This is a genomic window from Clostridium massiliamazoniense (assembly GCF_001403635.1).
GTDB lineage: Bacteria > Bacillota > Clostridia > Clostridiales > Clostridiaceae > Sarcina > Sarcina massiliamazoniense.
In genome coordinates this window covers 1,624,294-1,638,393 of record NZ_LN879468.1, presented here as the reverse complement: position 1 = coordinate 1,638,393, position 14,100 = coordinate 1,624,294, and the positions used below count along the sequence as shown (strand labels likewise).

Sequence of the window (14,100 nt, the reverse complement as noted above, 5' to 3'; positions counted from 1 at the left end):
CAAATGGCAGTTAAAAAGTTTAACCCAATTACGCCATCAAGAAGACAAATGACAGTTGCAACATTTGATGAAATAACAACAAATGTTCCTGAGAAATCACTTCTTGTTTCATTAAAAAAGAAAGCAGGAAGAAATGCTCAAGGTAAAATAACTGTAAGACATCGTGGCGGCGGAGCTAAGAGAAAATACAGATTAATAGATTTCAAGAGAAATAAAGACGGAGTACCTGCAAAGGTTGCAACAATAGAGTATGATCCAAACAGATCAGCATATATAGCATTAGTTGTTTATGCAGATGGAGAAAAGAGATACATACTAGCTCCAGTTGGATTAAAAGTTGGAGATACAGTAGTATCAGGACCAGAAGCGGATATCAAACCAGGTAACGCTTTACAATTAAAGCATATGCCAGTTGGTACATTTGTACACAACATAGAATTACAAGCTGGTAAAGGTGGTCAATTAGTAAGATCAGCTGGTACATCAGCTCAATTAATGGCTAAAGAAGGTAACTATGCAACATTAAGATTACCATCAGGTGAAATGAGATATGTTAGAATAGAGTGTAGAGCAACTGTTGGTACAGTTTCAAATACAACTCATGAAATAGTTAACATCGGTAAAGCTGGAAGAAAGAGACATATGGGATGGAGACCTACAGTAAGAGGTTCTGTAATGAACCCTAACGATCACCCACACGGTGGTGGAGAAGGTAGATCACCTATCGGTAGACCAAGTCCAGTTACTCCATGGGGTAAACCAGCACTTGGATACAAAACTAGAAATACTAAAAAATACTCTAACAGATTTATCATCAAGAGAAGAAACGATAAGTAATTTGGAGAGAATAGTTAGTTCTCTTCAGTGCTTAGTCGCTTAGAGTAAATAACATTAAAGGTTATGAAGGGAGGCAATTCCAGTGAGTAGATCAATTAAGAAAGGACCTTTCGTGCATGCAGGTCTTTTAAAGAAAATAGAAGAAATGAACCAAAATGGAGATAAGAAAGTTATCAAAACTTGGTCAAGAAGCTCAACTATATTCCCACAAATGATAGGTCATACTATCGCAGTACATGATGGAAGAAAACACGTTCCAGTATATGTAAGTGAAGATATGGTTGGACATAAATTAGGTGAATTCGTATTAACTAGAACTTATAAAGGTCACGTTGATACAGAAAAATCATCAAAGAGAAAATAATACAGCCTGGAAAGGAGGAACTTTAAATGGAAGCTAGAGCTATAGCTAAGTATGTTAGAATGTCTCCAATGAAAGTAGGAGTTGTTCTTGATTTAATAAGAGGAAAGAATGTTAATGAAGCTTTTGCTATATTAAAATACACTCCAAAAGATGCAGCAGGAGTTATTGAGAAAGTTTTAAAATCAGCTGTTGCAAATGCTGAAAATAACAATGAATTAGATGCTGCTAAGTTATTCGTTTCAGAAGCATTTGTAGGTCAAGGTCCAACATTAAAGAGATTCAGACCACATGCTCAAGGTAGAGCGTTTAGAATAAACAAAAAAACAAGCCACATAACTCTTGTAGTTAAAGAAAGAGCTTAAGTAAGGAGGGAAACAGAGTGGGTCAAAAGGTAAATCCTCATGGACTAAGAGTAGGTGTCATCAAAGGATGGGATGCAAAATGGTACGCTGATAAAAAGAATTTTGCTGACAATTTAGTTGAAGACCAAGCAATAAGAAAATTTGTTAAAAAAGAACTTTACACTGCTGGGATTTCTAAAATAGAGATCGAAAGAGCAGCTAAAAGACTTAAGTTAAATATATATACTGCTAAACCTGGTGTTGTTATAGGAAAAGGTGGAGCTGGTATAGAAAGCTTAAAGAAAAAAGTAGCTAACTTATCAAGCCAAAAAAATATATTAATAAACATCGTTGAAGTTAAAAATGCTGAAGCTGATGCTCAATTAATGGCTGAAAACATAGCATTACAATTAGAGAAGAGAATCTCATTCAGAAGAGCTATGAAACAATCAATCCAAAGAGCTATGAAGTCAGGAGCACAAGGTGTTAAGACTGCATGTTCAGGTAGATTAGGTGGAGCTGAAATAGCTAGAACTGAGCAATATCACGAAGGAACTATTCCACTACAAACTTTAAGAGCTGATATCCAATACGGATTCGCAGAAGCTGATACAACTTACGGAAAAATCGGAGTTAAAGTTTGGGTTTACAATGGAGAAGTTCTTCCAACTAAAAAAGTAGAGAAAGAAGAAGCTGACGCATAGGAAGCATAGGAAAGGAGGAATCAGGTCATGTTAATGCCTAAAAGAGTAAAACACCGTAAGGTACAACGTGGTAGAATGAAAGGTAAAGCAACTAGAGGAAACTTCTTAGCATATGGAGATTTCGGAATACAAGCAACTAGTTGTGGATGGATTAGAAGTAATCAAATAGAATCTGCCAGAATAGCAATAAACAGACATATAAGAAGAGGCGGTAAGCTTTGGATTAAAATATTCCCAGATAAACCTGTTACTGCAACACCAGCTGAAACAAGAATGGGTAAAGGTAAAGGTTCAGTAGAATACTGGGTAGCAGTTGTTAAGCCAGGTAGAGTATTATTTGAATTATCAGGTGTAGCTGAAGAAGTAGCTAGAGAAGCTATGAGACTTGCTTCACACAAACTTCCTGTAAGAACTAAGTTTGTTACAAGAAGAGATTTTGAGGAAATGGGTGGTGAAGAATAATGAAGGCTAGAGAATTAAAAGAATTAAGAACAAGCAATCCTCAAGATTTAAGAGTTAAATTAAAAGATCTTAAAGCTGAATTATTCAATTTAAGATTCCAATTGGCAACAGGTCAACTAGAGAACCCAATGAGAATCAAAGAAGTAAAGAAATCAATAGCTCAAATCAAGACTATCATAAGAGAAGATGAGTTAAAGGTTGAGCAGTAATCCTGAAAGGAGGTAACACCTGTGGAAAGAAATTTAAGAAGAAAAAGAATAGGTAAAGTTGTTTCTGATAAAATGGATAAAACAATCGTTGTTGCTGTAGAAACAAAGGTAAGACATCCACTTTACGGTAAAACTGTTAACAGAACAACTAAGTTCAAAGCTCATGATGAAAATAATGAAGCTAGAATGGGCGATAAAGTTTTAATAATGGAAACTAGACCACTATCAAAGGATAAGAGATGGAGACTAGTTGAGATTACAGAAAAGGCTAAGTAGTCTTTAAGTCTGAAAGGAGGTTAATTTCATGATACAACAACAAACCCTATTAAAGGTCGCTGATAACTCAGGAGCAAAAGAAATTATGTGTATAAGAGTATTAGGCGGATCTAAAAGAAAATTTGGAAATGTTGGAGATATAATCGTTGCTAGCGTAAAAAGTGCAACACCAGGTGGAGTTGTTAAAAAAGGCGACGTTGTAAAAGCAGTTATAGTTAGATCAGTTAGAGGATTAAGAAGAAATGACGGATCATACATCAAATTTGATGAAAATGCTGCAGTAATAATAAAAGATGATAAGCAACCAAGAGGAACTCGTATATTTGGACCAGTTGCTAGGGAGCTAAGAGATAAAGAATTTAATAAGATCTTATCATTAGCACCAGAAGTTCTATAATTCGAAGGATTAGGAGGTGCGAAGATGAAGGTACATGTTAGAAAGAATGACAAAGTTGTAGTTATATCTGGAAAAGATAAAGGAAAAATCGGTGAAGTTCTTAAAGTTAACCCTAAAAAAGGAACAGTAGTTGTTAAAGATGTTAACGTAGTTAAGAAACATCAAAAACCTAATAGAGAAAACATGCAAGGTGGTATTGTAGAAAGAGAAGCTGCTATAAACAGCGCAAAAGTTATGCTTTACTGTGGAAAGTGTAAAAAAGCTACAAGAATCAGCCATAAGCTATTAGAAGATGGCGCTAAAGTAAGAGTATGCAAGAAGTGTGGAGAAACACTATAAGATTTGAAAGGAGGTACTTTACATGATGCCAAGACTTCAAGAAATATATGAAAAAGAAGTAGTTCAAGCAATGATCGATAAGTTTGGATACAAGAACGTTATGGAAGTTCCAAAGCTTGAGAAAATAGTTATTAACATGGGTGTAGGAGAAGCAAAGGACAATGCTAAAGTTTTAGAATCAGCTGTTGCAGATTTAACTTTAATATCAGGTCAAAAGCCTATCTTAACAAGAGCAAAGAAATCAGTTGCTAACTTTAAAATAAGAGAAAACATGCCTTTAGGATGTAAAGTAACTTTAAGAAAGGTAAAAATGTATGAATTTGCTGATAAGCTAATGTCAATCGCTTTACCTAGAGTTAGAGACTTTAGAGGAGTTTCAAGCAAAGCTTTCGATGGAAGAGGAAACTACTCATTAGGAATTAAAGAACAATTAATATTCCCAGAAATAGAATATGATAAAATAGATAAAGTTAGAGGAATGGATATCATCTTCGTAACAACAGCTAAAACTGACGAAGAAGCAAGAGAATTATTAAGATTCCTTGGAATGCCATTTGCTCAATAATAAGGAGGGTATATTATGGCTCGTAAGGCAATGATCGAAAAATGGAAACAAGAACCAAAATACAAAACAAGAGCTTATACTAGATGCAGATTATGTGGAAGACCACATTCTGTATTAAAGAAATTCGGAATTTGCCGTATTTGCTTTAGAGAATTAGCTTACAAAGGCGAAATTCCTGGTTGTAAGAAAGCAAGTTGGTAATATTTAAAGAATGAAAGGAGGCACAATATAATGGTTATGACAGATCCTATCGCAGATTTGCTAACACGTATCAGAAACGCAAATTCTGTTAGACATGAAGTAGTTGAGGTTCCTTCTTCAACAGTTAAGAAGGCAATCGTTAATATATTATTACAAGAGGGATATCTTAAAGGAATAGAGGAGTACAACGACGGTGTAGTTCCAATGTTAAGATTAACTCTTAAATATGGTGCAGACAGTACTAGAGTAATCACTGGTCTTAAGAGAATATCAAAGCCAGGATTAAGAGTATACTGCAAGAAAGATGAAGTACCTAGAGTATTAAACGGATTAGGTATCGCTTTAATATCAACATCAAAAGGTTTAGTTGTAGATAGAGAAGCTAGAAAATTAGGATTAGGCGGAGAAGTTATCTGCTACGTTTGGTAATAAGAATTTAGTTACTGAATTTATATAAATTGATTGAAGCATTGAAAATAATAAGAATATAGATTTTTCACGGATCAAAAAATTACAGGAGGTGCGATTATGTCAAGAGTAGGTAGATTACCTATAGCTATACCTGCTGGCGTAACTGTTACTGTAACACCAGAGAACGTTGTTATAGTAAAAGGTGCTAAAGGCGAGCTTAAGGAAGCTATGAATGCAGACATAAACATAGCTGTTGAGAACAACGAAGTAGTTGTTACTAGACCAAGTGACCATAAAACTCACAGAGCTTTACATGGTTTAACAAGAGCTTTAATAAACAACATGATAATTGGTGTAAGTCAAGGTTTTTCTAAGACTTTAGAATTAAACGGTGTTGGTTATAGAGCACAATTACAAGGAAATAAACTTGTTATGAACTTAGGATTTTCACATCCAGTAGAAGTTGAAGCAATGGAAGGAGTTTCATTCAAATTAGATGGAACAACTAAAGTCATTGTTGAAGGTATAGATAAGCAAAAAGTTGGAGCTGTAGCTGCTAACATTAGATCATGGAGAAAACCAGAACCATATAAAGGTAAAGGTATCAAGTATGCTGGCGAAGTGATCAGAAGAAAAGAAGGTAAAACTGGTAAGTAATAAATAGAAAGGAGTGAACCCTATGTTTAAAAAAGCAAACAAGCAACAATCTAGAGCAAAGCGTCACTTAAGAGTTCGTAAAAAAGTTTCAGGAACTCCTTCAAGACCAAGACTTGCAGTATATAGAAGTGAGAAAAATATATATGCTCAAATCATAGATGACGTAAATGCTGTTACATTAGTAGCTGCATCAAGCTTAGAAAAAGGGTTTGACAAAGCTGGAAGCAATAAAGAAGCTGCTAAATTAGTTGGCGAAATGGTTGCTAAGAAGGCTATAGATAAAGGAATTACTGAAGTTGTATTCGATAGAGGCGGATACATATATCACGGAAGAATAGAAGCTTTAGCTACTGCAGCAAGAGAAGCAGGCTTAAAATTCTAATAAATAAGGAGGGAAAGTACGCAATGAGAATCGATCCTAGTACATTAGAGCTTAAAGAAAAAGTTGTTAATATAAGCAGAGTTACTAAGGTTGTTAAAGGTGGTAGAAACTTTAGATTCAGCGCATTAGTAGTTGTTGGTGACGAGAACGGACACATAGGCGTTGGAACTGGTAAGTCAATCGAGATCCCAGAAGCAATCAGAAAAGGAATTGAGGACGCTAAGAAAAACTTAGTATCAGTTGCTATCGTTGATGGCACAGTACCTCATGAAATACACGGAAAATTTGGAACTGGTAATGTTTTAATAATGCCAGCTAAAGAAGGTACAGGAGTTATAGCTGGTGGTCCAGCTAGAGCGGTAATTGAACTTGCAGGACTTAAGAACGTTAGAGCTAAGTCATTAGGTTCAAACAACCCAAGAAATATGGTTAAAGCAACAATCAATGGATTAACAAACTTAAGAACAGCTGAAGATATAGCTAGATTAAGAGGTAAATCTGTTGAGGAAATATTAGGTTAGGAGGTATAGCGATGATAAAAGTAACTTTAGTTAAAAGCTTAATTGGTAGAAAAAAAGACCATATAGCTACTGCGCATGCCCTTGGACTTAAGAAGATAGGTAAAACAGTAGAAAAAGAGGAAACTCCTCAAATAAAAGGTATGATAACTAAAATCAGTTATTTATTAAAAGTAGAAGAAGCATAATTAAAGAGGAGGTGTAATAAAGTATGAAACTTCATGAATTAAAACCAGTTGCTGGTAGCAGACATTCTAAGAAAAGAATCGGTAGAGGTACTGGTTCAGGACTAGGTAGAAATGCTGGTAAAGGGGAGAAGGGTCAAAACGCTAGATCAGGTGGCGGAGTAAGACCAGGATTCGAAGGTGGTCAAATGCCTTTATACAGAAGACTTCCTAAGAGAGGATTCACTAATCCTTTCACTAAGCATTTTGTTGCTATCAACTTAGATAGATTAAATATCTTTGAAGATGGAACAGAAGTAACTCCAGAATTATTACTTGAAAGAAGAGTAGTAAGTAAAGTTTTAGACGGAGTTAAGATATTAGGTAACGGAACTATAGAAAAAAAATTAGTAGTTAAAGGTTGCAAGTTCTCAAAGCAAGCGGCTGATAAAATAGTTGCAGCTGGAGGAAAAGTAGAGGTGAAGTAGTATGCTATCAACCCTAAGTAATGCCTGGAAAGTTTCTGACCTAAGAAAAAAAATATTATGGACTGTATTCTTAATAGTTATTTTCAGGATGGGAAGCTATATTCCTGTTCCTGGAATTGACGCTCAGAGTTTGAAGCAATTAACACAATCAGATGGGTTGTTTGGCTTTTATAATATGATATCTGGAGGATCCTTAAGTAGATTTAGTGTCTTTGCCTTAGGGGTTGTTCCATATATTAACTCATCAATAATTATGCAATTATTGACAATAGCAATTCCTCAATTAGAGCAATTATCAAAAGAGGGAGAAGAAGGTAGAAAGAAAATACAAAATATTACTAGATACCTCTCACTTGTTATTGGAATTATAACAGCTTATGGTAGTTATTTATTGATTAATAGATATGGTGCCATAAAGACTAATTCACCAATGACCGTTATGTTGATTATAATTTCATTGGTAGTTGGTTCAACATTCTTGATGTGGTTAGGTGATCAAATAACAGTTAAAGGTGTTGGTAATGGTGTTTCAATCATTATCTTCGCAAACATAATAGCAGGATTACCAATGACAGCTTATCAACTAGCTGGATTAACATCAGCAGGTAGCATAAATATAATTGAGATTGTATTATTCATAGTATTTACACTAGCTCTATTATGTGCAGTAATATACTTATCATTAGCAGAGAGAAGAGTACCAGTACACTATGCTGGTAAATCAGTTGGGAATAAAGTTTATAAAGGGCAAAATACTCACATTCCTTTAAGTATTATCGGAACAACAGTAATAGCAATTATATTTGCAATGTCAGTAATGAGTTTCCCTAGTGCGGTAGCAAGATTTTTCCCAAATAACTCAGTATCTCAATGGATAACAGCAGCTCAATGGAGCCCATTCAATGAGAGTGGGATACTTTATCCAATTTGTTATGCAGTATTGACTATTTTCTTTACATGGTTCTATACTCAAATAACTTTTAAGCCAGATGAAATGGCTGAAAATATGCATAAGTCTTCAGGATTTATACCAGGTATAAGACCAGGTCAAGAAACAGCAATCTATCTTGAGAAACTTTTAAATAGGGTTTCATTTATAGGTGGAATATTTGCTGCAATACTAGCAGTTATGCCAGTTGTGATAAATAATTATACTCCATTTAAAGGAGTACAATTTGGTGGAACATCATTATTAATTCTTGTTTCAGTATCATTAGAAATAATGAGACAACTTGAAACACAATTAACAATGAGACACTACAAAGGATTTCTTAAATAATAGAATGTATGGAGATGATGCCCGTGAAGATAGTATTATTGGGTCCTCCTGGTGCAGGTAAGGGAACACAGGCAAAATCAATAAGTAATAGATATTCTATTCCACATATATCAACAGGAGATATTTTCAGAAAGAATATTTCAGAAAATACACCATTAGGTATAGAAGCTAAAAAATATATCGACAATGGTCAGTTAGTTCCTGATGAAGTAACAATTAATATGGTTAAAGATAGATTAACACATGATGATTGTAGAGAAGGATATTTATTAGATGGTTTTCCAAGAACTGTTCAACAAGCGGAAGCTTTAGAGGAATTCCTTCATAATAGAAGTGAAAAAATAGATACAGCTCTTTTAATAGACGTTCCTATGAGTTTTATACTTGAGAGAATGACTGGAAGAAGAGTGTGCCCTTCATGTGGTGCGAGCTATCATGTAAAGTTCAATCCACCAAGCACTGAAGGCAAATGTGATGTTTGTGGAAGCGATGTTATTCAAAGAAAAGATGATACAGAAGAAACTGTATCAGAAAGACTTGATGTATATCAAAAGCAAACTCAACCATTAATAGATTTTTATAAAAATAGAGAACAACTTTCCGTAGTAGATGGAACAAAAGCAATTAATGAGGTCTTTGAAAGTATCTGTGATATCTTAGGGAGCGATAAATAATGATTACTATTAAAAATGAAATAGAAATCGAGCTTATGAGACGAGCAGGAAGAGTTGTTGGAGAAACACTTAACTTGCTAGAGCAGAATGTAAGACCAGGTATTACTACTGCAGAATTAGATAGAATAGCTGAAGAGTTTATAATTAAGCAAGGAGCAATACCATCCTTTAAAGGATTGTATGGTTTTCCAGCTTCAGTATGTATATCTGTTAACAATGAGGTAGTTCATGGTATACCTGGAGGATATACTCTAAAAGAAGGAGATATTGTTTCTCTTGATTGTGGTGCATGTCTTAATGGTTTCCATGGAGATGCAGCAAGAACATTCCCAGTAGGTAATGTATCTGAGGAAGCTAAAAAACTTATTGAAGTTACAGAAGCTTCTTTCTTCAAAGGTATAGAACATGCTAAAGTTGGCAATAAATTAACAGATGTATCTCATGCAATACAACAGTATGTTGAAGAAAATGGATTTTCTGTTGTAAGAGATTTTGTTGGTCATGGAATTGGCCGCAAAGTTCATGAAAGTCCAGATGTGCCTAATTTCGGAAGACCAGGCAGAGGTCCTAGATTAGTTGAAGGAATGGCTTTAGCTATAGAACCTATGGTCAATGTTGGTAAATATCACGTTGAAACAGCCAGTAACGATTGGACTGTATTAACTGTAGATGGTTCGCTTTCTGCACATTATGAAAATACAGTTGTAATATTACCAGACGGTCCTGAGATTTTGACACTAGTGAAATAATTCAAATGTGTTGCTTAGTTATAAATTCATATTTTATTTAAGTAGTATGTAATTTATGGCTAAGGTAATCGTTGAGGTGAACAGTTTGCAAAATAAAGACTTAATTGGCAGATTAGTTATATCAATTGCTGGAAGAGATAAAGGAAGCTGTTATGTTGTTCTTGAAAGTTTAAGCGATAATTTATTGCTTTTAGTAAATGGATCAAGCAAAACTATATTATTGCCAAAAAAGAAAAAGTTAAAACATTTAACATTAACTAATGTGATTGATGGCGAAGTAAGAGATTCAATTCTTTCACAAAGCAGAAATGCAGATTTAATAATAAAAAGATTTATAAAGCTAAATGGCACCAAGGAGGTTTGATTACCTTATGTCAAAAGAAGATGTAATAGAAATGCAAGGTACGGTTTTAGAAGCGTTACCTAATGCAACATTTAAAGTAAAATTAGAAAGTGGGCATGAAATAATGGCTCATATTTCTGGAAAGTTAAGAATGAACTTCATAAGAATTCTACCTGGTGATAAAGTTACAATAGAACTTTCACCATATGATCTTTCAAAAGGTAGAATAACTTGGAGAGCAAAATAAGGAGGGTTACCGATGAAAGTAAGACCATCAGTTAAGCCTATTTGCGAAAAGTGCAAGGTTATAAAAAGAAAAGGAAGAGTAATGGTAATCTGTGAAAATCCTAAGCACAAGCAAAAACAAGGCTAAAATTTAAATAACCTTAATAATTTTTAGTTGAATTGGGAGTCAATTTTTATTGACTTTTCCATTAAACTAAAATATGATTATATAGGCGTTCTATTCAAATGAGTTAGTAAATTTTAGGAGCGGCTGAAATATCTTAATGATATTATCCTAAAATTTAATATATATTTATTATAAAAAACTACAATTACAAAAATTAATCGAATGATTAATTTTAAGCATTTCAATACCAGGAGGTGTAAAGATTAATGGCAAGAATAGCAGGTGTTGACCTACCAAGAGAAAAAAGAGTTGAAATAGGTCTAACTTATATATATGGTATAGGATTACCAACAGCAAAGAAAATTCTTGAAGTTACTGGAATAAACGGTGACATCAGAGTTAAAGATCTTACTGAAGATCAAGTTAATGAAATCAGAACTTACATCAACGGAAACTTCACAGTTGAAGGTGATTTAAGAAGAGAAGTAGCTCTTAACATTAAGAGATTAGTAGAAATTGGTTCTTACAGAGGAATAAGACACAGAAGAGGTCTTCCAGTAAGAGGTCAAAAAACTAAAACAAATGCTAGAACTAGAAAAGGTCCTAAGAAGACAATAGCTAACAAGAAGAAATAGTTAAGGAGGGAAGGCAATGGCAGCTCAAAAAGTTAAAAAGACTAGAAGAAGAAGAGACAGAAAAAATGTTGAGCATGGTGCTGCACACATCCAATCAACATTTAATAACTCAATAGTTACTTTAACTGATGAAAGAGGTAACGCATTAGCATGGGCAAGTGCTGGTGGACTTGGTTTCAAAGGTTCAAAGAAGAGTACTCCATTTGCAGCTCAAATGGCAGCAGAAACTGCAGCTAAAGCAGCTATGGAACATGGATTAAAAAGCGTAGAGGTTTACGTTAAAGGACCAGGTGCTGGAAGAGAAGCAGCTATAAGAAGCTTACAAGCAGCTGGATTAGAAGTTACTTTAATAAAAGATGTAACTCCAATTCCTCACAACGGATGTAGACCACCAAAAAGAAGAAGAGTATAGTAAGCTAACGGGAGGTGTAATTAATGGCAAGATATACTGGCGCAACCTGCAAACTTTGCAGAAGAGAAGGTATGAAATTATTCCTAAAAGGGGATAGATGCTACACAGATAAATGTGCATTCGTAAAAAGAAGTTACGCACCAGGACAACATGGGGCTAGCAGAAAGAAAGTTTCTGAGTACGGAATGCAATTAAGAGAAAAGCAAAAAGCTAAAAGAATATATGGTGTTTTAGAAACTCAATTCAGAAACACTTATGAAAGAGCTGAAAAAATTAAAGGTGTTACAGGTGAAAACCTATTAAGACTTTTAGAAATGAGATTAGATAACGTGGTATTCAGATTAGGATTCGCTTCATCAAGAGTTGAAGCTAGACAATTAGTTAACCACGGACATTTCTTAGTAAATGGTAAAAAAGTTGATATCGCATCATACAAAGTATCAGTTAATGATGTAATATCAGTAAGAGAAAAAAGTAGAGCAAGCGAAAAGTTCAAAACTTTCGTTGAAAATCCAAAAGCTTTACCTCAATGGTTAACAGCTAACTTAGAAAACTTTGAAGGAAAAGTTGTTGCTGAACCAAGTAGAGAAGACATTGACGTTCCAGTAAATGAAACTCTAATTGTTGAGTTATACAGCAAATAGTAATTAATTTAAAGATTAATTTAAGATGGATCAGTTGCCCTCAAATAAGGTTGCCATTTTAATATTAAGGAGGGTTTGCCAATGTTAGAAATCGAAAAGCCAGTTATTCAATGTATAGAGTCAAATGAAGATGGTACTTATGGTAAATTTGCTATAGAACCACTTGAAAGAGGATATGGAACTACTCTTGGGAATGCATTAAGAAGAATATTACTTTCTTCTTTACCAGGAGTTGCACCAACTTCTGTTAAAATTGACACAGTTCTTCATGAGTTTTCAACTATAGCTGGAGTTAAGGAAGATGTTACTGAAATAATATTAAACCTTAAAGCTTTAGCTTTAACAATGGAAGGTGAAGGACCAAAAACAATTTATATAGATGCAAAAGGACCAGGTGTGGTTACTGGAGCAGATATAACTACAGATGGAGATGTAGAAGTTGTAAATAAAGATTTACATATAGCTACATTAGATGAAGACGGTAAGTTATACATGGAGATAACAGTTAATAGAGGAAGAGGATATGTTACTCAAAACAAGAATAAAACAGAAGATCTTCCACTATCAGCTATAGCAATAGATTCTATTTATACTCCAGTAAAGAGAGTTAATTTTTCAATAGAAAATACAAGAGTTGGTCAAATCACAGATTATGATAGATTAACTTTAGAAGTATGGACTAATGGAACTATAAAAATAGAAGAAGCGATTTCTTTATCAGCTAAAATTCTTATTGAACACTTTAAATTATTCATGACTTTAACTGATAACACTAATGATGTTGAAATCATGATAGAAAAAGAAGAAGATAAGAAAGAAAAAGCTTTAGAAATGACTATCGAGGAACTTGACTTATCAGTAAGATCATACAACTGTTTAAAGAGAGCAGGTATCAATACTGTTCAAGAATTAGCAGCTAAGAGTATGGATGATATGATGAAGGTAAGAAACCTTGGTAAGAAATCTCTAGAAGAAGTAGAAAAGAAATTAATCGAATTAGGTTTAAACCTAAGAATAAACGAAGAGTAGTTAGGAGGTATAGCCATGGCAGGATATCGTAAGTTAGGTCGTCCTACAGATCAAAGAAGAGCTATGTTAAGAAATCTAGTTACTAGCTTTTTAAAGCATGGGAAGATAGAAACAACTGTAACAAGAGCAAAAGAAACTAGAAGTCTTGCAGAAAAAATGATCACTCTTGCAAAAAGAGGAGATTTACACGCTAGAAGACAAGTTTTATCATTCGTAACAGAAGAGGATGTAGTTAAAGATTTATTTGACAACATCGCTCCAAAGTACGCTGAAAGAAACGGTGGATATACTAGAATGTATAAAGTTGGTCCTAGAAGGGGCGACGCTGCAGAAGTAGTTATACTTGAATTAGTATAATATATAGGGGATTAAGTACTAACTTAATCCCCATTTTTGCAATTAAAAATACTTTAATTATAAAATAAATTGGTGAAATCTTAAAGGTTCAGTAATAATATTATTATAGTTACTTTGTAAACTAAGACTTAATTCAGATAGTGTTAAAATACTATCTGAATTTTAGTGAAAGTTATCTAGAGATGTGTGCCTGTTTATCTCCAATTTGTAGAAGATTGGAGCATTACAGGCACTAGTCATCAGATAAAATATAATTTTAAATAATTATTCTAATGCACTATAAGGTTTATATATGCCTAATTCTTCAAAAA

At 34.0% G+C, this 14,100-nt stretch carries 28 protein-coding genes; all 28 read left to right on the top strand.

Annotated features, from left to right (window positions below; all coding sequences use genetic code 11):
* Window positions 1-3 precede the first annotated feature (3 nt).
* The 28 genes from rplB to rplQ all read left to right on the top strand — a co-directional run bounded on the left by rplB (window position 4) and on the right by rplQ (window position 13,789).
* Window positions 4-837, top strand: a complete 834-nt coding sequence (gene rplB / locus ARA19_RS14660; RefSeq protein ID WP_055071685.1) for a 50S ribosomal protein L2 — start codon at window positions 4-6, stop codon at window positions 835-837.
* 82 nt (window positions 838-919) lie between these two features.
* Complete coding sequence (rpsS, locus tag ARA19_RS14655; protein WP_055071684.1) at window positions 920-1,201, top strand: 30S ribosomal protein S19; 282 nt, start codon at window positions 920-922, stop codon at window positions 1,199-1,201.
* Window positions 1,202-1,227: 26 nt separating this feature from the next.
* On the top strand, window positions 1,228-1,563 hold the full coding sequence (gene rplV / locus ARA19_RS14650) for a 50S ribosomal protein L22 (RefSeq protein ID WP_055071683.1): 336 nt from the start codon (window positions 1,228-1,230) through the stop codon (window positions 1,561-1,563).
* A 17-nt stretch (window positions 1,564-1,580) separates the two neighbouring features.
* Entirely contained in the window at window positions 1,581-2,246 is a 666-nt protein-coding gene (rpsC, locus tag ARA19_RS14645; RefSeq protein ID WP_055071682.1) for a 30S ribosomal protein S3, read from the top strand.
* 27 nt (window positions 2,247-2,273) lie between these two features.
* Window positions 2,274-2,708, top strand: coding sequence for a 50S ribosomal protein L16 (gene rplP / locus ARA19_RS14640; RefSeq protein ID WP_055071681.1), 435 nt, complete (start codon window positions 2,274-2,276; stop codon window positions 2,706-2,708).
* Window positions 2,708-2,917, top strand: coding sequence for a 50S ribosomal protein L29 (gene rpmC / locus ARA19_RS14635; protein WP_055071680.1), 210 nt, complete (start codon window positions 2,708-2,710; stop codon window positions 2,915-2,917). The genes rplP and rpmC overlap by 1 nt, the downstream gene beginning before the upstream one ends.
* Before the next feature lie 21 nt (window positions 2,918-2,938).
* Window positions 2,939-3,193, top strand: a complete 255-nt coding sequence (gene rpsQ, locus ARA19_RS14630; RefSeq protein WP_055071679.1) for a 30S ribosomal protein S17 — start codon at window positions 2,939-2,941, stop codon at window positions 3,191-3,193.
* Window positions 3,194-3,221: 28 nt separating this feature from the next.
* On the top strand, window positions 3,222-3,590 hold the full coding sequence (gene rplN / locus ARA19_RS14625) for a 50S ribosomal protein L14 (RefSeq protein WP_055071678.1): 369 nt from the start codon (window positions 3,222-3,224) through the stop codon (window positions 3,588-3,590).
* Window positions 3,591-3,614: 24 nt separating this feature from the next.
* Window positions 3,615-3,929: a 50S ribosomal protein L24 gene (gene rplX / locus ARA19_RS14620; protein ID WP_055071677.1), complete on the top strand. Its 315-nt coding sequence runs from the start codon at window positions 3,615-3,617 to the stop codon at window positions 3,927-3,929.
* A gap of 25 nt (window positions 3,930-3,954) precedes the next feature.
* Window positions 3,955-4,494, top strand: a complete 540-nt coding sequence (rplE, locus tag ARA19_RS14615; protein WP_055072127.1) for a 50S ribosomal protein L5 — start codon at window positions 3,955-3,957, stop codon at window positions 4,492-4,494.
* Window positions 4,495-4,509: 15 nt separating this feature from the next.
* Window positions 4,510-4,695: a type Z 30S ribosomal protein S14 gene (locus ARA19_RS14610; RefSeq protein WP_055071676.1), complete on the top strand. Its 186-nt coding sequence runs from the start codon at window positions 4,510-4,512 to the stop codon at window positions 4,693-4,695.
* A 30-nt stretch (window positions 4,696-4,725) separates the two neighbouring features.
* Window positions 4,726-5,124: a 30S ribosomal protein S8 gene (gene rpsH, locus ARA19_RS14605; RefSeq protein WP_055071675.1), complete on the top strand. Its 399-nt coding sequence runs from the start codon at window positions 4,726-4,728 to the stop codon at window positions 5,122-5,124.
* A gap of 99 nt (window positions 5,125-5,223) precedes the next feature.
* The gene (rplF, locus tag ARA19_RS14600) at window positions 5,224-5,763 is read left to right on the top strand and encodes a 50S ribosomal protein L6 (RefSeq protein ID WP_055071674.1); all 540 of its coding nucleotides are present in this window, start codon (window positions 5,224-5,226) and stop codon (window positions 5,761-5,763) included.
* Between the two features lie 22 nt (window positions 5,764-5,785).
* A complete protein-coding gene (gene rplR / locus ARA19_RS14595; protein ID WP_055071673.1) occupies window positions 5,786-6,145 on the top strand; it encodes a 50S ribosomal protein L18 in 360 nt (119 codons plus the stop codon).
* Between the two features lie 23 nt (window positions 6,146-6,168).
* Window positions 6,169-6,666: a 30S ribosomal protein S5 gene (gene rpsE / locus ARA19_RS14590; RefSeq protein ID WP_055071672.1), complete on the top strand. Its 498-nt coding sequence runs from the start codon at window positions 6,169-6,171 to the stop codon at window positions 6,664-6,666.
* An 11-nt stretch (window positions 6,667-6,677) separates the two neighbouring features.
* The gene (gene rpmD / locus ARA19_RS14585; protein WP_197276603.1) at window positions 6,678-6,851 is read left to right on the top strand and encodes a 50S ribosomal protein L30; all 174 of its coding nucleotides are present in this window, start codon (window positions 6,678-6,680) and stop codon (window positions 6,849-6,851) included.
* A 23-nt stretch (window positions 6,852-6,874) separates the two neighbouring features.
* Window positions 6,875-7,315 carry a 50S ribosomal protein L15 gene (gene rplO, locus ARA19_RS14580; protein WP_055071670.1) on the top strand — a complete coding sequence of 147 codons (441 nt, stop codon included), beginning with the start codon at window positions 6,875-6,877 and terminating at the stop codon, window positions 7,313-7,315.
* A gap of 1 nt (window position 7,316) precedes the next feature.
* The gene (gene secY, locus ARA19_RS14575) at window positions 7,317-8,594 is read left to right on the top strand and encodes a preprotein translocase subunit SecY (protein ID WP_055071669.1); all 1,278 of its coding nucleotides are present in this window, start codon (window positions 7,317-7,319) and stop codon (window positions 8,592-8,594) included.
* A gap of 23 nt (window positions 8,595-8,617) precedes the next feature.
* Entirely contained in the window at window positions 8,618-9,268 is a 651-nt protein-coding gene (locus ARA19_RS14570; protein WP_055071668.1) for an adenylate kinase, read from the top strand.
* Window positions 9,268-10,017 carry a type I methionyl aminopeptidase gene (gene map, locus ARA19_RS14565; RefSeq protein WP_055071667.1) on the top strand — a complete coding sequence of 250 codons (750 nt, stop codon included), beginning with the start codon at window positions 9,268-9,270 and terminating at the stop codon, window positions 10,015-10,017. The genes ARA19_RS14570 and map overlap by 1 nt, the downstream gene beginning before the upstream one ends.
* A gap of 55 nt (window positions 10,018-10,072) precedes the next feature.
* Window positions 10,073-10,381, top strand: a complete 309-nt coding sequence (locus tag ARA19_RS14560; protein ID WP_055071666.1) for a hypothetical protein — start codon at window positions 10,073-10,075, stop codon at window positions 10,379-10,381.
* Window positions 10,382-10,388: 7 nt separating this feature from the next.
* A complete protein-coding gene (gene infA, locus ARA19_RS14555) occupies window positions 10,389-10,607 on the top strand; it encodes a translation initiation factor IF-1 (protein ID WP_055071665.1) in 219 nt (72 codons plus the stop codon).
* A 12-nt stretch (window positions 10,608-10,619) separates the two neighbouring features.
* The gene (rpmJ, locus tag ARA19_RS14550; protein WP_003373491.1) at window positions 10,620-10,733 is read left to right on the top strand and encodes a 50S ribosomal protein L36; all 114 of its coding nucleotides are present in this window, start codon (window positions 10,620-10,622) and stop codon (window positions 10,731-10,733) included.
* Window positions 10,734-10,978: 245 nt separating this feature from the next.
* The gene (rpsM, locus tag ARA19_RS14545; protein WP_055071664.1) at window positions 10,979-11,347 is read left to right on the top strand and encodes a 30S ribosomal protein S13; all 369 of its coding nucleotides are present in this window, start codon (window positions 10,979-10,981) and stop codon (window positions 11,345-11,347) included.
* 16 nt (window positions 11,348-11,363) lie between these two features.
* Window positions 11,364-11,759, top strand: a complete 396-nt coding sequence (gene rpsK / locus ARA19_RS14540; RefSeq protein WP_055071663.1) for a 30S ribosomal protein S11 — start codon at window positions 11,364-11,366, stop codon at window positions 11,757-11,759.
* Window positions 11,760-11,782: 23 nt separating this feature from the next.
* On the top strand, window positions 11,783-12,403 hold the full coding sequence (rpsD, locus tag ARA19_RS14535) for a 30S ribosomal protein S4 (protein ID WP_055071662.1): 621 nt from the start codon (window positions 11,783-11,785) through the stop codon (window positions 12,401-12,403).
* Window positions 12,404-12,484: 81 nt separating this feature from the next.
* Window positions 12,485-13,432 carry a DNA-directed RNA polymerase subunit alpha gene (locus ARA19_RS14530; protein ID WP_055071661.1) on the top strand — a complete coding sequence of 316 codons (948 nt, stop codon included), beginning with the start codon at window positions 12,485-12,487 and terminating at the stop codon, window positions 13,430-13,432.
* 15 nt (window positions 13,433-13,447) lie between these two features.
* Window positions 13,448-13,789 (top strand): 50S ribosomal protein L17, encoded by a 342-nt coding sequence (gene rplQ, locus ARA19_RS14525; protein ID WP_055071660.1) that lies wholly within the window; start codon window positions 13,448-13,450, stop codon window positions 13,787-13,789.
* Window positions 13,790-14,100 lie beyond the last annotated feature (311 nt).